Raw genomic sequence first — 22,858 nt, 5'->3', positions numbered from 1 at the left:
CTTAGGATTTCAGCCCGGCCCCTCGCTCCCTGCCGCCAGCAATGGCACCAGCACGTCGCTGATGGGCGTGGGAATACCCTGTGAGCGACCATAACGCTGTATCACACCGTTGCGGATATCCCACTCCAGTGGGCGATTGGCCTGCCGGTCCGCGAGAATGGAGGTGCCCAGATCCGCAGGCGCATGATGAAAGCCGTTAACGATTTCCTGCGGAACGTTATCATCCAGTACGGCACCTTCCGCTCGCGCAACCGTCAGACACTCACGCAGATAAGCCAGTGCCAGTTCAGTGATATCCTCGCGTGAGAACATCCCGGCACGGCGATTCGCCAGTACCATCAGACCAGCGACCGCATTCTGCAGCAGTTTGCGCCAGGCGATGGAGATAAAATCGGCTGACTGCTCAACCGCGCAGCGTGTGCCGCTGAGCGCATCCGCGACCCGTTTTGCCGGCGCCACATCCGGCAGCGTCAGGCGCGGTTTGGCGCGCAGCCAGACTGAGGCATCCGGCTCGCGCTGTGCCGGGAACCACACTACCGAAGGCAGCACCGTTGCGCCGTTGACCAAGGGTTCCAGTTGGGTTTTCTGCTCGACGCCATTTTGCAGTGCGCATACCACAGTGTTTTCATCGCACAGTGCGGCCAGCCAGTTGGCGCTGTCAGCTACCTGGGTGGTTTTCACCGCGATAAACACCAGATCGAACGGGTGGCTGATAGCCGCCGGACGAGTCAATACCGGACCGGGCACCACAATTTCACCCTCATCGTGACGCAGAATTAACTGCGGATGCGCGGTGCGCCCGCAAAGGACCGGCGTGCGGTCAACTTCATGCAGTACAGCGGCGATGGTGGTACCGATAGCACCCGGACCAATAAGAGCAATTGTGGGATGATCAGACATCTTGTGTTCTCCTGATGTGAATACCGCCGCGTAATAAGGCGTTCCAGCTGGCATGTTGCAGGGCGGCGAATAACGTAAGCAAAATAATGTGTCCAGGCATAGGCTCATGCTAAACAGCGCGCGCCCGGATGAAAAGTGAAGTGTCGTCATCGAGGCATGAGTAAATACTCATGTAGTAATGGTAACTGAGCTGCGCCTGTTGTGATTCTGCCAGTAACCAGCGACGGAATTTCATGATGGTTCCGATGACGCTTAGCAGTCCGGTCCTCATTTTGGCAGGGACGGTTGGCATACACCAGCCCACACTATGTCACCCCAATTCTGTCATGTCCCGCCATTAATTTCAGCCAGTAGCCAGTGTTCAAAATCCTGCAGTGCAGGTTCATTTATTCCTGTTTCCACCGGTTTTACCAAACAGAATTTTTTGCTCAGGTTTTCTGATTCTGGCCAGGGTGCGACAAGCGCTCCGCTACGCAGTTCTTTTTCGACGTACATACGCGGCACCATTGCCACGCCTTGTCCCGCCAAAGCGGCAGCTATTGCCATTTCATGAAGGTCATACCGGACACCTTGCGCCGGATTATCAAAGATTATTCCGTTTTCCTGGGCATAGTGATGCCATGCTTCCGGATTCTGCCGCCGGTGAATACGCGGTAGTTCGTTCAACCTCTCATAGACGTTCTTGTCCGTTAACAGTGCAGGATGGCATACAGGCACCAGTTTTTCCTGAAAGAGAAAATGCAAACGCATCCCTGCCCATGCGGGATGTTCAAAATGAACTGCGGCGTCAAAGCCACTCCCGGTGAGAATGAATGGGTCGGTTCTGGCCGCAATATGTAATGTGATATCCGGATGCATAGATCTAAAGCCGTTCAGGCGGGGAATCAGCCATCGACTGGAAAACGTCGGCAGGACGGCAATTTCCAGACTTTTGCTTCCTTCAGGCATCCCCATTATGTATTGAGTATCCCTGTCGAGTCGTTCGAGCGTTTCGCGTATGTGATGTGCATAGCGCGCACCTACAGGATTAAGCTTGACGCGGCTTCCGGTACGGTCAAACAGTTTGCAGTTCAGCAAAGATTCAAGGCGCGCAATCTGCCGGCTGATGGCGCCTTCCGTCAGCGATAACTCCTCTGCGGCCCGGGCAAAATTACCGTGCCTTGCGGCAGCCTCAAAAGCCTGCAGGGAAGTGCTGCTGGGAATTTTTCTGCGCATAAAACCGCCCCTGTTGTGTGTATAGGGTGACCCATCAGTGACTGAATATCACTAAACCATGAAATAATATCGATTTATAGCCAAAAAAACAGCATGTAGCATGATGAAAAATCATTAAACGGGCTCATTAGATTCCTGCCGTTTATTCATGCAGAGGTTAGTCAATGTTGTATATCGTGGAATGCACCTATGCCAATCCCGGAAGCGAGGAAGACTGGAATGAATTTTACAGCCGGGAAAAACTGCCGGCGCTGGTCTCCGTCACCGGATTCAGCACTTCCCAGCGCTTCCGGGCCCTGAAACCTGGCTGCCCTGTTTATCTCGCCATTCATACCATTAAGGATGCGGATGTGATCTCCAGTGACGAATACCGGCTGAAAGGCGGCGGTAATTTCTCGCGCTGGCAGGAGCACATCACTGACTGGCACCGTAATCTGTATGAGTGTGAAGGCCCGGCTCCGGCCGTATCCTCGGATGAACTGCTGCTGCTCAGCGCCCGGCCGATCGGCTTTATCGAGACCGGGCTGGGATACCGGGCACTGGAAATGCAGGCGTCAGGGCTGGATAAATCCCCGGAACGGCGCGTTGCGTACGTTCTTGCACGTGAAAATGCCGCGCAGTTAGCAGAAATCCCCGGAGCATACCTCTACGAAACGCTTACACCGCAATTGCAGAACCCGGCTAAGTGTCACCAGAGAGGAAAACAATAAAATCATGCCAAATCTGACTTTTTACATTTCTGAAGATCAGTCTGACAGGTTCACCGATCTCCCCGATTTCACCCATATCTGCCGCGCACTGTGCAGTGAGATTCTCGGCGCAGAAGCAGAAAAAGTTCACATCATATATGTCGATGTCAGGCCGGGATGCGGGCATCCGGTGTATGCCGAACTCTGTTATCGCCTGACAAAATCGCGTGTGCCGGACGTAATGGAAAAGTTTATGCGTGAACTGGATCTGGCCATTCGGCAGGCCTCGGGGCTAATGGCGCGTATCCGCTGTTTTGGCTCGAGCGCACCACAAATATTCGCTCTAAACTGACCATGAGGAATTTATGAACCATCCGCCTTTCACATCCCGTCAGATTGGGGATTTTCTGGTTACCGCCCTGAGTGATGGCAATATGTCAGCCAGCCTGGATTTACTTTCAGGCATTGAGACAGCGGATGCTGGGTTAATTCAGCACAGCGCCGGGATCGCTGAACCCGGTAATATCCATATCAACTGTTATCTGATCCGCGGTCAGGGACGCACCATTCTGGTTGACGCCGGCGCGGGAGGCATGAACAACGTCGGAGGGCTGCTCAAAAGGAACCTCGGTGCAGCGGGGGTAAGCCCCGCTGACGTGGACACCGTCTTATTGACGCACGGCCATCCTGACCATATTGGCGGCCTGCTGGATGCTGAAGGAAGGCCAGTCTATAAACATGCTGAACTCTATCTTCATCCTCTTGAAGCGGAATACTGGCGGGATGATGAAAGATTAAAAATGGCCAGCGAGCGTGGGCAGCGTAATTTTAAGCTGGTCCGCCGAACGTTAGAAGCGTATGCGCAGAACTTGCGCTTTCTGGACGGGAAGGAGATAACCGGGGGCATTCTCCCGGTATGGCTGCCGGGTCACACGCCAGGCCATACCGGATTCCGCATCGATTCAGGTGATAAATGCTTATTGATATGGGGAGACATCGTCCACTTCCCGCATATCCAGTCAGCACACCCGGCCGTTTCCATTGTATTTGACTGCAACCCCGCTCAGGCCGAAGACACACGGAAAAAACTCCTGGAACAGGCAGTCAGGGAAAAACTGCTCGTTGCAGGCATGCACTTAGAGCGTCGGGGGTTTGCCAGCGTTCTCATGGCTGATGGCGGATATCGAATTTCCTACCCGGAAGAATGAATGGCTATTCGCCTCTCATGAAATACCTGTTCGCAAATCACTTAACCGCTTCCAAAAAACCAGAAGTGGTAGAGGAGTAAGCTAGGAGCGGGCGATCTGCTCTCCATTGATTAACGCGCCGCGATGTTAGTCGTGTTTGCTCGTGGCGCAGGGCTGACTGTCAGATCAAATGTAATTACCCAAACTAAGTTGTTTGGTGCGCACTGTAAGGTCGTCGCTCACCCCACCCTATAAGCGTCTCATCGTAGTTTATTGGAACTATTCCGTAAGCCGCTTGCCAGTTGAGTAAACACCTCAATAATTTTTGGCAGCGCCCGCTGAGGATCGTCGCTCGCAGCAATCCAAAGTGCGGAATTCAGCGCGGCACTGTTTAACAGATGTGCAGCGGCATCCGCGTCAACCGATTTAAGTACGCCGCGTTCGATCAGCTTTATAACGGTCTGGCGGGTGGATTCGAGGCAGCTATTCTGGCTGGGCCATTGTGCAGGATCCCCAAGGAAAGCCGGACCATCAAGCAGAACGATGCGCCTTACTTCTGTGTCCAGCGCCATCTTAATGTAGGCAATCCCTTCAGCCAGCAGCCTTTCCCAGTCGTCACCGGCAGTCGCGGCGGCGGCTTTGGCTCGTTGTGCCATTTCACCATCTACTTGAGCAATAACAGCGGCAAGCAGCCCCTTTTTATCACCAAAGTTGTGGTATAGCGCCCCACGTGTCAGGCCAACGCTGGCGGTTAATTCATCCATTGATACGGCAGCAAAACCTCTTTCGGCAAAGGATTTCCGCGCTGCCGTAATCAATTTGGCGCGGTTCTCTTCCATTGTTTCAGCGCGGCATTTGGCGGCCATACGATCTCCTTTTTGACATACGTAACGGATGTTATTTGACATACGCGGCGTATGTGTGATTAATTCAACATACGCCGCGTATATTAAATCAATTTTACATACCGCGCATCCCGCATCACACATTGACTCAAGAAAGGACATGCCATGATCCAGCGTGAACCTATTTTTCCTGCTAACCGCCATGCTCTCTATGAAGAACACGGTTATTCCGCCGCGATCCGCTCTGGCGATATGTTATTCGTTTCCGGCCAGGTTGGCAGCCGCGCCGACGGTACGCCGGAGCCGGATTTTGCCGCGCAGGTGCAACTTGCGTTTGATAACCTGGCAGCGACTCTTGCAGCAGCTGGTTGTACGTTTGACGACCTGCTTGATGTCACCACCTTTCATACTGACCCGGAAAATCAGTTTCCGACGATTATGCAGGTGAAACAGTCAATTTTCCCGCAGCCCCCTTACCCGAACTGGACAGCCGTTGGAGTGACCTGGCTTGCGGGATTCGATTTTGAAATTAAGGTCATTGCCCGAATTCCAGCTTCAACCTCCGCAGGTTGACAGACCGTAATGTTAGTGACGTCTTCATCAATGGGATGAGGACGTCACCTCGAAAAGCGTTGTTTCAGAACCGACATAACGTCCACTCTTGGCACACAGCAGACAAACACGTTACGCTGAAGGTCTGCTGAGAGCGAACAGCGGAAGTTCGGAATGCATACTTACATCGAGGTGTCTTGAGCAATGGGGAGCAGGTCACAAGCTCGCAACAAGTTGCGAGCCCAGCGGCGTAGGCGCGATGTGATAGTGTTTGTTAGGCTTGTTATTACTTAAGAGGCCATATCTTTCTAGTTTTTAAAAAACTATCGTCAACAGTGTAACTATCAAAGTATTCATTCAGGCCAAAAAAACCATCTATACCATGTTTATAGCAAGCGATATGAGAAAGCTCAGATAAAACCGTTGCAAGCCAGCGAGCGATAACTAGAGAATGATATCTCCCCCACTTTTGCACAATGACATTTTGGCCAGTGCGTATAGAGGTAGACTTAACGTCTCGCATAGTATTCCCGCTCTCATTCGTATGTATTACCATCGTAAACGGTGACATCATAGCATCAATTAATTCAGCATTGCTTTCAACACGTCTTTGAGCGGCCTTACCGTAATAATGCCTTTTTAGTATGCACTCAGCTACTTCTCCCCACCACTTATTAATAGGTTCATCACTGGTTAAATTGGGGTTGCCTAATGAAGCAAAATTTGCGTACCTACCCCGTCGGGCATCAGCAAATGAATCTAAACATTCAAGTATCTTGTGGGGAATTTCTTTTGTAGGTCGTGAATATCTCAGCGAGAGTTGCATTTTTTCGGAAATATTTTCAACCTCGTTGGTCAAGTCGATTAGTTTGTGCCCAAACTTCCTCACAACTTGCTCATCAGGCATTCTTCCTTGATTCTCAATAGCATAACGCGCAACCAATATTAACTTTGAAAGCCTTTCTAACCCAACTGAAAGTCCAAAGAATGCAGTGTAATATTCACCCATCTTATCTGCGTAATTGGCCCTACCTATAGCTGTTGCGCCTGATCCAATGAGATGCCTGACTAATGATGCTTCTCGACCCAGAGCATGCCATTCAGGTGCTTCCAATGGGTTTCTACTCACTTTGTTATTTTCCTTTTATCATGAATTGAGAATTGTTTGAGCCTAACGCAAAGCACATGGGCCACGAGCCGGGCAGCGGATTGGCGTTCCAGCGGCTGCAAACCATGTGCTTTGACCAGTTCCCCAATAATTAATGCAGTGCGGACTTAGCGACGTCTTCTTCTGGCACAAAACTGCCCACTAGAGGGACTTCTACGGCTGCTGAGAGCGAGGAGCCGACCTTAATGTTTCACATCCATAGCCTAGTTTGTAATCGTTTAAATCACTTTAACAGAAGCTGTATTCCCAGAAAGGCCATGACTCCCCCGCTTAATTTATCTATGAACTTACGGTATTTAATGTAAGCCTGACGCGGCCCATCCGTTGATAATACGCATGCTACGACTGCATACCAGAGTACATCAATAGCGAAAGCCATTGATGGCAGGATAATATACATAGCAGGCTGAATGTTTTTGCTAAGCACTGCGGAAAAAATACTGGCAAATACCAGAGCTGTATGGGGATTACTGATTTGCGTAAATACGCCAGTTAGAAAAGCTTTTGAGGCGCTTACTTCCTCTGTAACGTCGGAATCGATAAACTTGTTTGAAGGACGCCGAAAAATTTTTAACGCAAGCCATAACAGATAAAAACCACCGGCAATCTTCAGGCCCGTGTAAAGTGATGGAACCAATGTCAGCAGTGTGTGAAGGCCCGCTAACGCTATGGCAGCAAAAATAAGCGCACCAAAACCCATACCTGCCGCCACAGATAATGCCGCCCGTCGTGAACTGGACATGGCCGTGCGGGCAACGAGAAGAAAGCTGACTCCCGGGCTCATTGCGCCAAAAAGGATAGCAACTCCAATAGCAGAAAGCGCAATCAAATCATTTGTCATTCTCTTCTCCACAATTTAAACGTCAGCCAGTCTCGAGCCGCACACCTCATGAATCGTTCCCAATTATCACCATAGCACAATGTCAGCAACTTCCGCTTCTGGCACAGAGCGGACATTTCAGCTTTTCCCTACCCTTGACATCTGAACTTAGCCTTGACACCAGAACACAGTAATTAGCCCAGCGCGCTCATACGGGTCAAACACACCTCATGGCTTCATAACGATGCGCCCAAGCGGTTTCGCTGTCTCGGCGAATTCGTGGGCCGCAGCAGCGCTGGCCAGGGGGAAGATGCGGTCAATGACAATCCTGATGCGCCCTGCTGCTAAAGCCTGCAACATGTCGTCCACACTTGCCCGAACTCCGGGCCTTTCAAAAAGGGGTCCCATGAATACCCCCATGAGTGTCTGGTTAGACTGCATTGGCGGCCACAAGTCGACAGTCAGGCCTCCACCGCCCGCATTACCGACGAAGATGAGACGTCCTTCCGGAGCGAGTGTAGAAAGCGAAGCAGGCAACGTCGTCCCCACCGGATCGATGACGAGGTCAACACCGCTGCCATGGGTGTACTGTCTGACACTGTCCACGACGTTATTCTCTGCACGATCCACGACATGATCGGCACCAAGTTCCAGCAACCGGCTTCTTCGCTGCGTTCCGCTTGCCACGGCGATGACCGTTGCGCCTGCTTGTGAGGCAAGCTGAACGACCGCGAGCCCCACGCCACCAGCTGCTGCCTGAATAAGGACGGTTTCTCCGTGCCGGAGCATGCCTCGAGTGAAAAGGCAATGGTGCGCGGTTCCAAAAGAAATCGGTAAAACCGCCGCTTCTGCCATATCCACCCCATCGGGTATAAGCCAGGTTCGTTCCGCGGGCACAGACCAACGTTCCGCATGTGATCCCTGCATGTGAAAAGCCGCGACTCTGTCCCCAACCGTACGGCTACGGACGTTCGATCCTACTGCAACAACTGTGCCCGCGGCCGCGTAGCCGACGATCCATGAAGGAAGAGGCGGCGGAGTTAAACGGCGGTTGATCAGATCTCCACCTTCTATCGAGATAGCCTCGACAGAAATCAGAACGTCGTCAGGTCCTGCGACCGGATCGGGGATATCGACATATTTCAGGACGCCGGGAGCGCCTTCCACGTCATAAACCGCTGCTTTCATAAATTTTCCTCTGTCTCATCAGTAAATCCTGACCAGCCTGGCAAACCATCCCGATGCGGCATATAGCAATTCAGAAATCTCTCTGCTGCCTCTACAGGCAGCGCGGTCTGCCCTGTTGAATTTTCGACTGGCGGAAAGACCCGTAACGCTTAGGGCAGCCTGGCAATCACCTTAATCTCAAACTGGAATCCGTAAAGCCACGTCACGCCGATCCCGGTCAACGTAGGGTAAGGCGCCTCCCCCCAATATTCTGGCAGGATACTCCAGATAGCGTCGACGTTTGACTCGGGATCGACGACAAAGAGGGTAACGTCAACCACATCACCGAACGTGCAGCCCGCAGCCGCGAGAACAGCATTAAGGTTATCGAATGCCAGCCTGATCTGCTCTTTAAGATCCTGTTCAGGCAAACCATCCTCCCGGCTACCCACCTGCCCCGAAACGAACAAGAAACCGTTGGATTTGATGGCCGGTGAATAGCGATTGCGCTCATAGAGCGCCTGCCGACCGAAGGGAAAAACTGCTTCACGTGTTGTCATGTTTGTACCTTTGCAATGGGCGAAATCTGCCCGGTGAACATAAAGACACTTTACAGGTACTGGATCGGGCGGATAAACAGGCGACTTTGTCCATCATTGTTTGTAAAATCCAAACAATCGGTGAGAAAGAGAGGATAAGGAATGGATCGTTTCGATGCGATGCGCGCCTTTGCTCGCGTGGTGGAGGCAGGTAGCTTCACAAAGGCTGCCCAGACGCTTCATATGAGCAAAACCACGGTGACGCAACTTATTCAGCAGTTGGAAGCGCGCCTGCGCGTCAAGTTACTCCATCGCACCACCCGCAAGCACGGTGTCACTCCCGACGGCGCGGTCTACTACGAGCACGTCATCCGCCTGCTGGCGGACATGGAGGATGCTGAAAACAGCCTCTCCAGTGCGGCGATTACGCCCGGAGGACGATTACGGGTGGATGTGCCCAGTCCGCTGGCCCGCCTTGTGCTGGTGCCAGCGCTACCGGCTTTCCACGCACGCTACCCTGATATCCAGTTCGACATGGGCGTGAGCGACCGGGTGGTGGATCTGATCGGCGACAATGTGGATTGCGTCTTGCGCGGTGGCGAAATCACCGACCAGTCCCTGATCGCACGCCATGTCGGCGATTTGCAAATCGGCGTCTACGCCGCCCCCAGCTATGTGGAACGCCTTGGCGCTCCTGCGCACCCGCGCGATCTGGAAAACACCGACCATCGCATAGTGGGATTCTTGTCTTCACGCACCGGTAAGATTGATCCTCTGGTGCTGCACTGTGAGAGTGAACATATTGAAATCAAAAGCAGCTATGTGCTTGCAGTGGATGATGGCAATGCTTACCTCGAAGCTGGGCTAGCCGGGTTAGGCGTGATTGCGCTGCCAGTCTATATGGCGGCAGCACATCAGGCTTGTGGCTCCTTGACTCCGCTATTTGAACACTGGCGTATTAATCCAATGCCCCTGTACCTGGCGTTTCCGCCGAACCGCCATGTCAACGCCAAACTGCGAGTTTTTATTGATTGGATCGTTGAATTGATGCAGCACCATGTCCCCAATTCTAACAATAAGTAACTACGTCCCAGCCCCCTGATTCGCTCATCAGCGTCGATTGGTGGTCATTCTGGTGGTCTTGACTGAAAGGGAATTCAGATGTCGACGTCCGCTCCTGGCACAATGCTGCCTGTTGCAAGGAGCGCATGTCAGCTATGAGCGAAGAGCGGACGTTAATCCCACTCGGGCATAATCAGTTTATCGGAAGCTCTCTAAATGTGGACAATTCGAATTACACGAACACTTAGATTTCAAGTGCAGCAAGAATTACGGTTTCCATTTTCTCTGGGGTGGTGAACGGTGCAAAACGCTTGACCGGTTTGCCGTCGCGTCCGATCAGGAACTTAGTGAAGTTCCATTTGATCCGCCCACCCAGCACACCGGGCAATTCGTCTTTCAGGTAACGAAACACCGGGTGCGTAGCAGCGCCGTTGACCTCCACTTTTTCGAATATCGGGAAGCTCACACCATAGTTGATGTGGCAGGTCTGCGCGATTTCATCGGCACTGCCGGGTTCCTGATTACCGAACTGGTTACAGGGGAAACCAAGCACCACCAGACCCTGCGCGGCGAACTTCTTGTAGAGCGATTCAAGGCCTGCGTATTGTGGCGTGAAGCCACAATGGCTGGCGGTATTAACCACCAGAACCAGCTTACCCGCATAGTCGGCCATAGAGATGAGCTGGCCACCCAGACTGGTGGCGGTGAGTTGATGAAAGGTGATCATGTCGGGCTCCTCAGAGAAGATTTGCAAAGTCGAACGAAAAGAACAACAAACAGGCGTGCTAAAGGCCTCGTGTTGCTATGAGTAAGATAGAGTCAGTAGCAGCGCCGATTCAATGAGTATTCACGACCGTGGCTGGCAGCCAGCCCGGTAAATCATACCAAGACTGAAAATACTGAGTGGTTTCGATTCTGTAGACGCAACACAAATCTGAGGATCACACTGGGGTGGAGGGTGACGGAATAGGTCGCTGTAATTACTGGCGACATGCGGCAGAAGCCCTGCCCGCAAAACCGATGCCTATAGGGCATCCAAGCACTCTGTAGATCTCAGAAATAACCTGCATCGTTGCGTCTTCGATGATTCCTTCATTACGGCATAAAACCCAGCCGTGATCTGCAATTTCTCGCTCAAACGCCTTGGTACAGGCGACATGCTCTTCCAGCTTATGAATTACCGTACTACTTAGCCCACGCGTTCTGGCCGCGGCCCTTGTCCATGAAATGTCAGGCGCAGTAACAACCCCGACATGCAGGTCTGGCGTTCGCACGTTTCGTTCAATGTTGAGCTGTAAGATCTCTGCAAATGGAACCATCCGGCGAAACGCGGCTTCCGACGGGTACCAACGATCCATTAAGATAATGCTGCCCGGTGGCTGTTTAGTCAGCACATGCTCGGAAATCCAGGCACGGCTATCGGCAAAGCGTTCACAAACTTCCAATTCCAAATCCAGGGTGGGATTTCTAGCGAGCCTGTTCACGAGGGCCATTGTTTCCCTCCTGTAGGGATCGCTTTTTTTCTCGCAAAGTCGGATCACCGTCTTGTTATCTGCCCTGAGTACTTTCGTAATGGCCTCCAACAGTGTGGTTTTGCCGACTCCCTTGGGCCCATCCAGAGAAATAAACAGCGGACGACTCATTCTTGAAATGACGATTGACATAGGGTTTGCTTAAAACTCAAATCTGGCAAAAGCATCTTATTACCTTCTTATTAACCGCTGACCACCCTTTCGTTCGTAGCAGTTGCCTGTAGCGTCAGCGTGAACCAAATGCCCAAAACAGGCAAATGAATAGATTACCAAATCATATAGTAAGATAATGTTCTAAATTGGGTTTCACATTAATAGTGAACCAGCCCGCCGTCCACAGCATACTGGCTTCCGGTTACGTAGGACGCATCATCTGAAAGCAGAAAAAGTGCGACGGCGGCAGCTTCATCAGCTGTACCGGCTCGCCTGAGAGGCACCTGGCTTACCACAAAATCTTCAAACTTTTGCCGCGACTCCCCGGACATGAAGTGTCTAAAATTAGTCTCGATAGGTCCTGGCACCAGCGTGTTGGCGCGAATATTGCGCGCGGCCAGTGAGGCGGCCCAGCTTTTTACCATGGCGACAACGGCGCCTTTTGTTGCACCATATAAGCTCGTCATGGGCGCACCTTCATAGACTGAAGACGATGCGGTGACCAACACTGATGCACCTGGGTTCAACGTGTTGGAAAGTGATGCAAGCTGCAGCATGGGCCCGCGAACATTGGCATTCATCATGCGATTAAAGGCGTCGGCCGTAACGGATTCCGGTGCGCCAATTTCTGCGTAACCCGCATTCAGCCACAATCCGTCGAGGTGCCCCCAGCCGCTGACTGCCGTTGCGAGCGCATCAATATCAGCCTCACTTGCAGCATCACTTTTCAGGATCAGTGCAGTTTCCGGCAACAGTTTGCGGGTTTGGGCCAGACGTTCTTCACTCAGCCCCGTGATGGCAACTTGTCCTCCCTCTTTCACAATTCGTAGCGCGCCCGCCAGCCCAATGCCGCTGGTGCCACCCGTTATAAGTACACGTTTACCGTGAAATCTTCCCATAATTACGCCCTTTTGATCCATATAATCGCCATTTACCTTACGAAAGATAAACATAGTCGTCATCTGTTTAATTGTGTAGAAGTGGCATGAATGGATGACCTATCCAGAGCAGATTCACTTTGGTTCGTCATTTCGTTGTCAGGCGTTTTTAGAATTGTTTCAAAGTCTGCTCTGGCAAAAAGCAGACAATACTTTGATAGCAATGGCATTCCCGGCAGATCCCTTGGCCAGGAGCGCTGTGGATAAGCCTGTTGAATTGAGCGGTTGCCTTGGCCAACATCTCAAACCGACCTGCTACCCTATATTCTTGTCCAGGAACGCACGAATCACAGGAATGATTTGCCTGGCGTGGGTTTCAAGCGCGAAGTGCCCGGTGTCATAGAAGCGAATATCCGCCTTGGGCAGATCGCGTTTCCAGGCTTCGGCACCGTCCGGAAGGAAAAACGGATCGTTCTTTCCCCAAACCGCCAGCAATGGTGGCTGGTACTTGCGGAAGTACGCCTGGAAGGCGGGGTACATTGCTACGTTGGAGGCGTAATCCAAAAGCAGGTCGAGCTGAATGTCCGCATTGCCAGGCCGCGATATCTGGAGCCCTTCCAACGTATAGCCATCTGGCGAAACCGAATCCTTGTCGGTAACCCCTTCCAGGTATTGCCACTTAATCGAGGCCGGTGTCGGAAAGTCATGCAGGGCGTTCCGGTTCTGCTGCGTCGGTTCGCGCCAGTACTTTTGAATAGGTGCCCAGCTATCGCCCAATCCTTCCTCATAGGCGTTGCCGTTCTGAGAAATAATGGCGGTCACCCGCTCAGGATGGGCGACAGCCAGGCGCCATCCCACCGGGGCGCCGTAGTCGTGAACCATAAGCGCGTAGGTATCGAGCTTAAGCTGTTCGGTAAACTGGCCGATGGTCTGCGCCAGCTGGCTGAAGGTGTAGGCGTACTCGCCCCGCGCCGGGGCCGCGGTAAAACCAAAGGCCGGTAAATCCGGCGCGATCACATGATAGCGTTCGGCCAGTTCGGGAATAAGGTCGCGAAACATAAACGATGAGGCTGCGAAGCCGTGAAGCAGCAGTAGCGTGGGTGCGCTGGGGTTGCCTGCCTCGCGGTAGAAAACCTTCACATCAGCCACCTGCACGTAGCGGTAACGAATGGGGCCGATAGCATTGGCGGAATGCGCACCGTCAACAAGCAGAGAAGTCGCGGGTCCGGTAGCTGCAATCGATTTGGAAGAGGTCATGATAATTCCTTTTGTAACCGTTAAATTTGTCATTTGAAGGTTACGTGGTTTTTTGGTAACCTGTCAAATATATTTTATTAGTTACAGGTCACTATGAATCCGACCAGCACGTCTTCCGGCCCGCTCTTTCTGGCGGACAATCTTGCCCTCGATTTCATTAACAGTGAGTACGGTGTGGGCGACCAACATCATGACTGCCTAACCGACGATCAAAGCGTCGCGAGCTGGCTGAAGCTGGCGGGCCTTTGGCCCGATGGCGCTAACCAGCAGATCCCCTGTGGCCTGCTGGCTGAAGCCCGCGGGCTTCGCGACTGTGCGCGGGCAGTGGTGAACGCGGCAATGAAAGGCGTTCTAGCCGATTTCACCGCCATCAATCAGGTGCTTGCGGCGGGTTGTCCGGTGAAGAGGCTGGAATGGGATGGCGAAGCGCAGGAATTGCGCATCGGTGTTCACCACCGGGATAGCAGCCCGGCAAGCCTGCTTTGGCCTGTGGCCGATGCTTTGGTACGTCTGGTTACGGGCGATAAATTCGAATTCGTACGCCAATGCGAAGCCCATGACTGCATTCTGCTCTTCCATGACCTGAGCAAATCGCACCGCCGCCGCTGGTGCAGCATGGCGACTTGCGGCAATCGGATGAAAGTGGCGGCGTTTCGTTCCAGGAAGACATCCCAATTGCGTTTCGCCGCCATACGCGATCCGCGGTGATGTCCGGCACGATAGCCGGCCGGCATAGACAATCTTTTTCGCCCGGGCCGGCGAAGCTGCCGCCATCGCTGCGCTGACGATTCAGGCAGGGCTGCCGCCCCGGGGCGCTCCCTGCCCCGCGTCTCCTTTATACGGCGATATCGAATCAGTCCTCTGCGATCCATACCCGCATCTCCCCTTCACCGCGGTTGGCCCAGCAAAAATAGGGAATAAACAGCAGCGATTGCTGCCGGCGCCGCGGAGGTTCTCCGTCATAATCATAAAGCGGCTGTTGCGAAACATCCGCAGGCGACAGGCCCTCCCCCGGCGCCTGGATCAGGGTTTTCCCCGCCAGCACGCCTTCACCGGGCACTAAGCGAAAATCACTTCCGGCGGACAAACGCAACTGGTGCAGATTATCGCCGTTATCGGCCTGTTCAAGGCAATACACCAGCGGTCCACGCTGCAAAGCAACCTTTCCCAGGTTTTGGCGCACCAGCGGATTGCTGCGGACCCGGCGCACCGGCATCGGCAAAGTCAGTTGAATACTGTCGCCTTCAGACCAGGTACGCGTGAAATAGGCATATCCCCGCCGGGGCGCCATAGCCACCGGTTCGCCGTTCAGCATCGCCTGCGGCGACGGACACCAGCCCGGCAAACGCAGCGCCAGCGTAAAGGATGTCGGCGACGCACAGCTGACGGCGAGAGTAACGGTCTCGTCCCAAGGGTAATTACCGGTTTGCCGCACCGTCAGGGAGCGATCGCCCGCCGGCAGGGTCACCTCGCTGCCGATATAGAGGTTTACAAACAGGGTCTCGTCGTTGCGGGTGTAAATATAATTGCCGAGCGAGCCCAGCAACCGGGCGATATTGGGCGGACAGCAGGCGCAGCCGAACCATTGCTGGCGCACCGGTTTAACGTGATCGTAAATATGGTTGCATTTAATGGCGCCAGGATGGACTTCCAGCGGATTGACGTAGAAAAAATGTTTGCCGTCAAGAGCCATGCCCGCCAGCACGGTATTATACAGCGCTCGCTCCATCACGTCGGCATACTGCCCGTCGGCCTCCATTTGCAGCATGCGCCTGGCAAACATCATCAGGCCGATGGACGCGCAGCTTTCCGTATAAGCGGTGTCGTTGGGCAGATCGTAACCGGAAGTAAACGCCTCGCCATGGCTTTGGGCGCCGATTCCGCCGGTAATGTACATCTGGCGCCGGGTCATGTCGTCCCATAAGCGACGGCAGGCGCGGCGCTTCTCATCATCGCCGCTGACACGCGCCAGATGGGCGACGCCCGCCAGCAGATAAACGAACCTGACCGCATGGCCTACCGCCGTTTCCTGCAGCGCAATGGGTTTATGCGCCTGGCTATACGCCTTGTCTTTCACCATCCAGGCCGTGCCGTAGTTGTGCCAGTGGGAAGTGCGGCCGCGGCGCTCGTATTCAAGGTCATAGAAATGAGGTTCGGTACCGCGCTGCTCAACAAAATAGCGCGCCAGGGCGAGATAGCGCTGATTGGCCGTGACGTCATACAATTCCATCAACGCCAGCTCGATTTCCGGGTGGCCCGGATACCCATGCAACTGCCGGGGACCCGGGCCGAAAACCCCGTCAATATGATCGGCCAGGGCGCACACGACCTCGAGCAGGCGGGTTTTGCCGGTGGCGCGGTAGTAAGCCACGCCGGCTTCAATCATATGTCCGGCGCAATACAGCTCATGGCATTCCGCCAGGTTGGTCCAGCGTTTTTCCGGCGCCTTCACGGTAAAATAGGTATTCAGGTAGCCGTCCGGCTGCTGGGCGGCGGCGATCAGCTCAATGGTTTCATCGGCGGTACGCTCCAGCTGCGGATCCGGCTGCCGGCACAGCATCCAGGCCACCGCCTCCAGCCATTTCGCGACATCGCTGTCCTGGAATACCATTCCGTAAAATTCTCCCTGGCTGCGTCCGGCCGCGAGGCGGAAATTTTCTATGGCATGACTGGGTTCCGCGTCGGCGATACGATCGTTTAGCGCCTCCCACTGGTACGGCAAGACCACATCCCTGACCAGTCGCTGATAATCCAGCCAGAAGGAATCGGTCAGCTTGATATGATGCAGGTCGATTTCGGATGTTTTTTCCATTTTTGATTACCTAATCAATGTTTAATCAATGTTTATGCCAACCGGCGGTCCTGAAGATCGCGGGATATAAGGGCCATACTGGTATTGTCCAGCCGGCAAAAACGCAACGCTACCGCCAGCAATAAATGGAATATCGTCGGTATCAGGGTTTCCATCATCTGGATACCGTGGAGCGACGCGGGGGTTTGGTGATCGATGCCGGGAGCATAGGCCACCAGAACGAACACCAGGCTGATAATACCGGCGCTGGATGCCCAGGCCAGTTTGATAAAAAACAGATTAAAGGCAAAGCTCATGCCGGATGAGCGGATACGCGTTTTCCAGAAGCCATAATCATCGGCAAACGCCATGAGGGAGAAATGCAGCGTCAGGGTAAAACCGAGGATAATGCTGTTGATGAAAATCAGCGCCAGCCATAGGGTGCGGTACGCCTCGCCAATGGGGATAAACCACATCAGGATGCCCAGGACCGCCAGGGTAATATTGGTGTAATAATAGAGTTTTACCGTATCGATGCGCCGTGACAGGCCATTGACGATCATGGCACCAAGAATGGACGCCACGGTGACGGCGGTAAAAAACAGCGAAGCGTAGCCGGCGCTGCCGTGCAGCGCATAGGTAATAAAATACATATAGCCGCCGCCGCGAATATTAAAGACATTTATCAGCAAAAATGACATCAGCAACATCAGCAGCAACTGATCGTTTTGCCGCAGACCCCGCAAATGGTCCCGTAGCGAAAACTTACCCATCACCGCCAGGGGCACCCGTTCACGCACCCAGAAAAAACAGCACAAAAACATCGCCACCGCGATAACGCACAGCACGGCGACGCCGCGTTGATAGCCTTGGGCCGCATGGCCGCGCCCCAGCGCCTCCACCAGCCAGGGCAATCCCACCGAGACCAGGAAACCGGCGACGCCGCACAGCACAAAACGCCAGGCCTGACAGGAAATCACCTCCCGGTGGACACCGGTCATGGTGTTTATCAGCGCGCAATAGGGCACATTGATGGCGGTATAACTCAGGGAGAGCATCAGGTAGGTGACAAAGGCCCAGAGGATTTTTGCATGGATGCCCACATCGGGCACGGTGAACGTCAGGATACCGATAATACCGATGGGCAGCGCGGCCCATAGTTGCCAGGGGCGAAACCGTCCCCAACGGCTTACGGTCCGGTCAGCCACCACGCCCATCAGGGGATCGGAAACGGCATCCACGACGCGCAGCACGATAAACATAATGCCGACCAGCGCCGGGGTGAGTCCGAATATATCCGTATAAAAGAAGGTGAGGAAATTCATCATCAGGCAGGTAATAACGGTACCGCCCGCATCGCCTAAACCGTAACCGATTTTTTCACGCATGGATAAATAGCTGCCGGCGGTTATTGCCGGGGCAACCGTATGGGGAATGGAGGTGGTTGACATTATTTTCTCCTCGCCGATAACGCGTTATTGGCATGCGGAAGGGTTAAGAAGTTAACGCTTCAATGTAATAAGCATTTTTAGGGTTCCACCGGTTAAACGTCGCACACTACCGGGGCCGCAACAAGGTGAGGAAAAGGCAGATAAAGGGTACAATTCCGACATGGATTTAAAATTGTGAAGCAGATCAATAGTGCGTTCATATTACCTGACATGCCCAGTCAGGTTTGCTAAGGTGAGGGAAAACGGCAACCAAGGTAATTGATTATGCTAGAAATATCAGTTAATTACCCCATTAGAATTGAAAATGGCGGCCTTTTTATTTCCCGCGGCCTGGGCCACCACCCCACCCGCGTCCTGGGATCCTATGAATTAATTTTTGTTGAACAGGGGATATTAGCGATTCGAGAGAACCAGCATGATTTTTATGTCAAAGCCGGGGAATCGCTTTTATTATGGCCAGGCCGGGAACATACGGGCATAGGTAATTTTCCCGCGGATTTAAAATTTTACTGGCTGCACTTCGGCATGACGGCCAGTAATGCCGCCAAAGAACAGGCGATTAAATTACCTATACCGCAATACAGTAAAATACGCGATCCACGCCGGTTTGTTACGCTGTTTAGACTGTTTCTCAGCGAGCAGGAAAACCGATCGCCCCCTTCCTCGCTGGAATTAATTCTGCTGCTGCTGTTGCAACAGGTGGCGGACGGCTGGACCGAAAGCACTGAACCGGCGGAACCGGGCATAGCCTTGGCATGGAAAGCGCAACAGCTGATCGGCACCCAGTTCCATCTGCCCCTTACCGCATCCGGGTTGGCGTCTCAACTCTTCTGCAATGCCGACTATCTGGGCCGGGTCTATAAAATGACGTTCCGTATGACCCTTACCGAGGCCATTCACCGGCGGCGCATCGGCAACGCAGAAAAGCTGCTGGTTGCGGACTGCGGCATCATTGCCGATATCGCAAAACGCTGTGGTTTCCAGGATGTGGGATATTTCAGGCGGCTGTTTCGCCGGCTAACCGGTTTGACGCCGCTGGAATATAAAAAGCGTTACTGTAAAGAGCATATTAATTCGGATATCTAGGCACGCTGGGGAACAACAGGGGAAGACCCAAAAAAAAACACCGGCCGGGAGAGGCGCCCGGATTGACGCACCCTCTGCCGCACGCAAGCCGCCCCTGCTTACTCACCCGTCGCTGAGCGATACAACCTTTACACACTGTGGAAAGCCGTTGCCGGGTATGTTATGCGCAGTAGGGTATTAATTATCATTACGGCATACGCTGGCTTAATAGGTAATTGTTAAAATACCGCAACACTATTACCTTATTACGCTCGGCTGAGCGCGAATGGATTCACTTACTGCATATAATTTTGATTAAGTCACAATTTTGCCACTAAAAATTCATGTTAAATGCACTTTAAGCAAAATAAAGAGCCTAAATATTTAACACTTCAATTTAATTACCAAGCTAATATTTTTAATATCAGCTATTACTAAAAAATAGCAAAAAGTCAATAAATCATTAGTGGTTGATTTTTATAGATATTTATTTAATATGTCGATCGCTGTAACATTTGCTTAATTAAACGCGTTGTCTTAATATAAAATTAATACTTTGTTACTATTATCCTCGCAGCAATTAAGTCAAATATTGATGGCTTCACACTTAATTCTTGGTTGCGAGAAGGTATCAGTTGTTAACTTTCATGAAAATAAATGGCATCTCATCTATTTGGTTGGTCATACAACTAATGTATGACAGACGAGCTCTCCGGCTAGTTAATAGTGAATAATTGCCCGGTGATACCAGGCTATTTTTAGCAGCAATCAGGAAAAGAGAGACGAATATGACCGAATGTGTGATGTTATGCGTTGGATTGTTATTCTTTAGTGCTTGTTTTATATAAATAATAATATCAATACTCTAATTATGATTAACGGTGATTGTCAGGATGAAAAAATGAACGCCAAAGAAATTCGCCAATATATCTTCGATCTTAATTTTTCCTATTTACTTCTGGCGCAACGCTTGATTAATCAGGATAAAGCCGCCGCAATGTTTCGCCTGGGTATTGATGAAGACATGGCCGATACGCTGAAAAAGCTGATGCCATCACAAATGACGAAACTGTCGGAAGCCAGTCAACTCTTATGCCTGTTTCGCTTTGATGAACATCAGACCATCAGATTGCTGACCCAAGAGTCGCGGATTGACGAATTGCAGCAACTTCATACGGGTATTGTTTTGTCGACTGTGTTAGCAAAACGTACAAGCGCAAAAATAGTGCCTTTACCTAACCCAAGGGGGTGACCATGACCTATAAAAGCATCATTCAGGAAGCAAAAGATATCCAAATGGCCATGGAACTGATCACCCTGGGGGCCCGTCTCCAGATGCTGGAATGTGAAACACAGATCAGCCGCCCCAAATTAATCAAACTCTATAAGGAATTGCGCGGTAGCCCTCCGCCGAAAGGGATGCTGCCGTTCTCTACCGACTGGTATATGATATGGGAGCAGAATATCCACTCCTCTATGTTTTATAATATCTTCCGGGCATTAAAGAAAAACGGCGAATCCAGCGATATAGCGATAATTATCCAGGCTTATCACCTCTATCTGGAGCAGTGCCCGCCGCAGGTGGACGAGTTACCGCTGCTGACCATGACCCGCGCCTGGACCCTGGTACGCTTTGTCAATAGCGGCATGCTGCAATTAACGCCCTGTAGCCATTGTCAGGGCCATTTTGTCACTTATGCCCATCATCCGGTTTATGGGTTTGTCTGCAGCTTATGCCAGCCGCCGTCGCGGGCCATAAAAAGACGTAAAATTATGCCCGAATCAGAAATGCCAGCGATAACGCCACAATATGCGTACTAATTAATGCCCCCCTGTTTATCACGCTGGCTGAAAGGCATGAAACGGACTGTTGAAATCGGCATATTATGAGTGGCATACGCGCCCAGGCTAAGAGCGCCGGACAGGTTTTTTTTTCGCCAGGACATCCGTCTCGCCGCATTGCTGTTATGACGCCACCGCGGCTAACCGCCTGAGGTTATCCGTGGCCTATACCACCTGGTCTATAAATCAGTTAATTTGAACAACACCAGCGAATTTATTCGATATCCCATTATGTTAATGAGCGTTATATTTATTCCATCGAAAGCAAAACGCTTTCACTCATACCACACAGGATATCAATCATGAAAAAGACCATCGCAGCCCTCGCCCTTATCGCAGCCGTTCTTGCTCCAGCAGTTTCCATGGCGGCAGGCGGTGATTACCAAAGCTACACCAACACGTATCCGGTGACGCAAAGCAGTAATCATCACGTCAATACCGCCGAATAAGGGCGTCATGTAGTAAAAGACAAAAAAATTGATTAAATCGCAAAACCATGGCGCAAAAGTCGTGGTTTTGCGATTTTTTTTGCCCGCCTTGAGTGGCCTTGCCAGCATGATTTGCCATCAGCGCCGCCTGGGCCACGCCAGCCGGCGCAACGTGACCCGTATGCCCGCAAAATAAGAGACAACATGGCCGTTGGGCTATAAGATTCAGTGTCAGTAAACGTTGCCTGCGAGATCCCAGTGTATTTGTATTTATTGAATTCAGCTGATTTGCCGGGGTTTTCCCCGGTTATGTTAACTTTATCGGCGCGGGTTAACTCCGATGAGCACTATTGACGCGTTAGGTCCAATGGGGCCGCTTAAGGGAACCCTTAGTGGAGTGCCAGATAAGTGTTCGCCAGTGGTCCTTATCATCCCGGGGTCCGGCCCAACGGATCGCGACGGCAATAGCGTACTGGGAATAAAAGCCGCGCCCTATAAATTATTGGCGGAAGGACTGGCCGCCAAGGGGATAGTCAGCGCACGCATCGATAAGCGCGGCATGTTTGCCAGCGCGGCAGCCGTACCGGACCCGGATGCGGTGACCGTCGCTGATTATGTCGATGACATTCACAACTGGATTAACACCCTGCGCCGGCGTACCGGCACAAACGCGGTATGGTTGCTTGGCCATAGTGAAGGCGGTTTAGTGGCGCTTAGCGCACTAACACGAGCGTCGGAACATATAGCCGGGCTGATATTGGTCGCATGCCCCGGCCGAGCCGGCGGGCGAAGTGCTGATGTCCCAGTTGCGCGCCAACCCCGCCAACGCGCCGTTGCTTGACGCGGCCGCCAAGGCGATCGCCGCGCTTTCGTCCGGCCAGCTCATAGATGCCAGAGCAGTGCCGCCGGCCCTGGAGGCGTTATTCCGGCCGGCGGTGCAATCCTTCCTGATCAGCCTCTTTGCCTTAGATCCCGCGCAACTCATCAAGCAGGTTAACAAGCCGGTGCTGATACTGCAGGGAAAACGCGATCTCCAGGTCGGTATTGCGGATGCCAAACGTCTCCATCAGTTCGCGCCGGCCTCTACCCTTCTCCTGATCCCCGACACCAATCATGTGCTTAAACGGGTCGCAGTTGATGAGCCCAGCATCAATCTGGCCGCCTATGCCGATGCGAACCTTCCCCTGGCTCCGGGCGTTATTGAAGCCATTGCGCTTTTTGTCAGGTCGAATAGCGGACAAACCCCACATCAAATCAAATAATTTGAACAATAAAAACAAATTTATTCACTAGACTATTTAATTAATGAGCATTATA

General features: G+C 52.4%; 25 protein-coding genes. 12 read left to right on the top strand and 13 right to left on the bottom strand.

From position 1 onward, the window contains the following. Nucleotides 1–9: 9 nt before the first annotated feature. Entirely contained in the window at nucleotides 10–900 is an 891-nt protein-coding gene (locus ACL2XF_RS01130) for an oxidoreductase (RefSeq protein WP_413727839.1), read from the bottom strand. Between the two features lie 324 nt (nucleotides 901–1,224). Continuing rightward, nucleotides 1,225–2,115: a LysR substrate-binding domain-containing protein gene (locus tag ACL2XF_RS01125; protein WP_413727838.1), complete on the bottom strand. Its 891-nt coding sequence runs from the start codon at nucleotides 2,113–2,115 to the stop codon at nucleotides 1,225–1,227. 164 nt (nucleotides 2,116–2,279) lie between these two features. Between ACL2XF_RS01125 and ACL2XF_RS01120 the strand changes: the two genes are divergently transcribed. Genes ACL2XF_RS01120 through ACL2XF_RS01110 form a run of 3 tightly spaced genes read left to right on the top strand, consistent with a single transcriptional unit; the run spans nucleotide 2,280 to nucleotide 4,012 of the window. Further along, nucleotides 2,280–2,825: a sugar ABC transporter gene (locus ACL2XF_RS01120; RefSeq protein WP_413727837.1), complete on the top strand. Its 546-nt coding sequence runs from the start codon at nucleotides 2,280–2,282 to the stop codon at nucleotides 2,823–2,825. 4 nt (nucleotides 2,826–2,829) lie between these two features. Further along, nucleotides 2,830–3,156 (top strand): hypothetical protein, encoded by a 327-nt coding sequence (locus ACL2XF_RS01115; RefSeq protein WP_413727836.1) that lies wholly within the window; start codon nucleotides 2,830–2,832, stop codon nucleotides 3,154–3,156. 13 nt (nucleotides 3,157–3,169) lie between these two features. Beyond that, nucleotides 3,170–4,012, top strand: coding sequence for an MBL fold metallo-hydrolase (locus ACL2XF_RS01110; protein ID WP_413727835.1), 843 nt, complete (start codon nucleotides 3,170–3,172; stop codon nucleotides 4,010–4,012). A 239-nt stretch (nucleotides 4,013–4,251) separates the two neighbouring features. On the opposite strand, the gene ACL2XF_RS01105 is transcribed toward ACL2XF_RS01110, so the two are convergent. Beyond that, on the bottom strand, nucleotides 4,252–4,857 hold the full coding sequence (locus ACL2XF_RS01105) for a TetR/AcrR family transcriptional regulator (protein WP_410016747.1): 606 nt from the start codon (nucleotides 4,855–4,857) through the stop codon (nucleotides 4,252–4,254). Nucleotides 4,858–5,001: 144 nt separating this feature from the next. Here ACL2XF_RS01105 and ACL2XF_RS01100 point away from each other — a divergent pair, with 144 nt between their 5' ends. Further along, nucleotides 5,002–5,409, top strand: a complete 408-nt coding sequence (locus tag ACL2XF_RS01100; RefSeq protein WP_261106733.1) for a RidA family protein — start codon at nucleotides 5,002–5,004, stop codon at nucleotides 5,407–5,409. 265 nt (nucleotides 5,410–5,674) lie between these two features. Here the strand turns inward: ACL2XF_RS01100 and ACL2XF_RS01095 are convergent, their stop codons facing one another. The 4 genes from ACL2XF_RS01095 to ACL2XF_RS01080 form a co-directional block, all read right to left on the bottom strand. Next, nucleotides 5,675–6,517 carry a hypothetical protein gene (locus ACL2XF_RS01095; protein WP_413727834.1) on the bottom strand — a complete coding sequence of 281 codons (843 nt, stop codon included), beginning with the start codon at nucleotides 6,515–6,517 and terminating at the stop codon, nucleotides 5,675–5,677. A gap of 262 nt (nucleotides 6,518–6,779) precedes the next feature. Further along, complete coding sequence (locus ACL2XF_RS01090) at nucleotides 6,780–7,397, bottom strand: LysE family translocator (RefSeq protein WP_413727833.1); 618 nt, start codon at nucleotides 7,395–7,397, stop codon at nucleotides 6,780–6,782. A 207-nt stretch (nucleotides 7,398–7,604) separates the two neighbouring features. After that, nucleotides 7,605–8,564 (bottom strand): quinone oxidoreductase family protein, encoded by a 960-nt coding sequence (locus ACL2XF_RS01085; protein WP_413727832.1) that lies wholly within the window; start codon nucleotides 8,562–8,564, stop codon nucleotides 7,605–7,607. A 149-nt stretch (nucleotides 8,565–8,713) separates the two neighbouring features. Continuing rightward, on the bottom strand, nucleotides 8,714–9,103 hold the full coding sequence (locus ACL2XF_RS01080; protein ID WP_413727831.1) for a RidA family protein: 390 nt from the start codon (nucleotides 9,101–9,103) through the stop codon (nucleotides 8,714–8,716). A gap of 141 nt (nucleotides 9,104–9,244) precedes the next feature. Between ACL2XF_RS01080 and ACL2XF_RS01075 the strand changes: the two genes are divergently transcribed. Then, nucleotides 9,245–10,165, top strand: a complete 921-nt coding sequence (locus ACL2XF_RS01075; RefSeq protein WP_413727830.1) for a LysR substrate-binding domain-containing protein — start codon at nucleotides 9,245–9,247, stop codon at nucleotides 10,163–10,165. A gap of 223 nt (nucleotides 10,166–10,388) precedes the next feature. Here the strand turns inward: ACL2XF_RS01075 and ACL2XF_RS01070 are convergent, their stop codons facing one another. From ACL2XF_RS01070 to ACL2XF_RS01055, 4 genes are all read right to left on the bottom strand, one after another. Continuing rightward, entirely contained in the window at nucleotides 10,389–10,871 is a 483-nt protein-coding gene (locus tag ACL2XF_RS01070) for a glutathione peroxidase (protein ID WP_413727829.1), read from the bottom strand. 253 nt (nucleotides 10,872–11,124) lie between these two features. Continuing rightward, nucleotides 11,125–11,787 (bottom strand): dTMP kinase, encoded by a 663-nt coding sequence (locus tag ACL2XF_RS01065; protein ID WP_413728748.1) that lies wholly within the window; start codon nucleotides 11,785–11,787, stop codon nucleotides 11,125–11,127. A gap of 200 nt (nucleotides 11,788–11,987) precedes the next feature. Further along, on the bottom strand, nucleotides 11,988–12,728 hold the full coding sequence (locus ACL2XF_RS01060; RefSeq protein ID WP_413728747.1) for an SDR family oxidoreductase: 741 nt from the start codon (nucleotides 12,726–12,728) through the stop codon (nucleotides 11,988–11,990). Between the two features lie 294 nt (nucleotides 12,729–13,022). Next, complete coding sequence (locus ACL2XF_RS01055; RefSeq protein ID WP_413727828.1) at nucleotides 13,023–13,964, bottom strand: alpha/beta fold hydrolase; 942 nt, start codon at nucleotides 13,962–13,964, stop codon at nucleotides 13,023–13,025. Between the two features lie 93 nt (nucleotides 13,965–14,057). Here ACL2XF_RS01055 and ACL2XF_RS01050 point away from each other — a divergent pair, with 93 nt between their 5' ends. Further along, nucleotides 14,058–14,672, top strand: coding sequence for a CGNR zinc finger domain-containing protein (locus ACL2XF_RS01050; RefSeq protein WP_413727827.1), 615 nt, complete (start codon nucleotides 14,058–14,060; stop codon nucleotides 14,670–14,672). A gap of 145 nt (nucleotides 14,673–14,817) precedes the next feature. Here the strand turns inward: ACL2XF_RS01050 and ACL2XF_RS01045 are convergent, their stop codons facing one another. Together ACL2XF_RS01045 and ACL2XF_RS01040 are read right to left on the bottom strand one after the other, a co-directional pair. Further along, the gene (locus ACL2XF_RS01045) at nucleotides 14,818–16,776 is read right to left on the bottom strand and encodes a glycoside hydrolase family 127 protein (RefSeq protein WP_413727826.1); all 1,959 of its coding nucleotides are present in this window, start codon (nucleotides 16,774–16,776) and stop codon (nucleotides 14,818–14,820) included. Nucleotides 16,777–16,808: 32 nt separating this feature from the next. Further along, nucleotides 16,809–18,206 (bottom strand): MFS transporter, encoded by a 1,398-nt coding sequence (locus ACL2XF_RS01040; RefSeq protein ID WP_413727825.1) that lies wholly within the window; start codon nucleotides 18,204–18,206, stop codon nucleotides 16,809–16,811. Nucleotides 18,207–18,470: 264 nt separating this feature from the next. Here ACL2XF_RS01040 and ACL2XF_RS01035 point away from each other — a divergent pair, with 264 nt between their 5' ends. The 6 genes from ACL2XF_RS01035 to ACL2XF_RS01010 all read left to right on the top strand — a co-directional run bounded on the left by ACL2XF_RS01035 (nucleotide 18,471) and on the right by ACL2XF_RS01010 (nucleotide 22,803). After that, a complete protein-coding gene (locus ACL2XF_RS01035) occupies nucleotides 18,471–19,292 on the top strand; it encodes an AraC family transcriptional regulator (RefSeq protein ID WP_410013938.1) in 822 nt (273 codons plus the stop codon). Between the two features lie 880 nt (nucleotides 19,293–20,172). After that, entirely contained in the window at nucleotides 20,173–20,523 is a 351-nt protein-coding gene (gene flhD / locus ACL2XF_RS01030) for a flagellar transcriptional regulator FlhD (protein ID WP_413727824.1), read from the top strand. Between the two features lie 2 nt (nucleotides 20,524–20,525). Beyond that, the gene (gene flhC / locus ACL2XF_RS01025; protein ID WP_413721230.1) at nucleotides 20,526–21,092 is read left to right on the top strand and encodes a flagellar transcriptional regulator FlhC; all 567 of its coding nucleotides are present in this window, start codon (nucleotides 20,526–20,528) and stop codon (nucleotides 21,090–21,092) included. Between the two features lie 323 nt (nucleotides 21,093–21,415). Continuing rightward, nucleotides 21,416–21,562 (top strand): hypothetical protein, encoded by a 147-nt coding sequence (locus ACL2XF_RS01020; protein WP_410013935.1) that lies wholly within the window; start codon nucleotides 21,416–21,418, stop codon nucleotides 21,560–21,562. A 319-nt stretch (nucleotides 21,563–21,881) separates the two neighbouring features. Then, nucleotides 21,882–22,382: an alpha/beta hydrolase gene (locus tag ACL2XF_RS01015; protein ID WP_413727823.1), complete on the top strand. Its 501-nt coding sequence runs from the start codon at nucleotides 21,882–21,884 to the stop codon at nucleotides 22,380–22,382. Further along, on the top strand, nucleotides 22,339–22,803 hold the full coding sequence (locus tag ACL2XF_RS01010; RefSeq protein WP_413727822.1) for an alpha/beta fold hydrolase: 465 nt from the start codon (nucleotides 22,339–22,341) through the stop codon (nucleotides 22,801–22,803). The genes ACL2XF_RS01015 and ACL2XF_RS01010 overlap by 44 nt, the downstream gene beginning before the upstream one ends. Nucleotides 22,804–22,858: the final 55 nt, after the last annotated feature.

The organism is Sodalis sp. RH19, from assembly GCF_047324215.1.
GTDB lineage: Bacteria > Pseudomonadota > Gammaproteobacteria > Enterobacterales > Enterobacteriaceae > Acerihabitans.
Note: the sequence above shows the minus strand (reverse complement) of the source record. Positions and strands in the feature narration are given on the sequence as shown.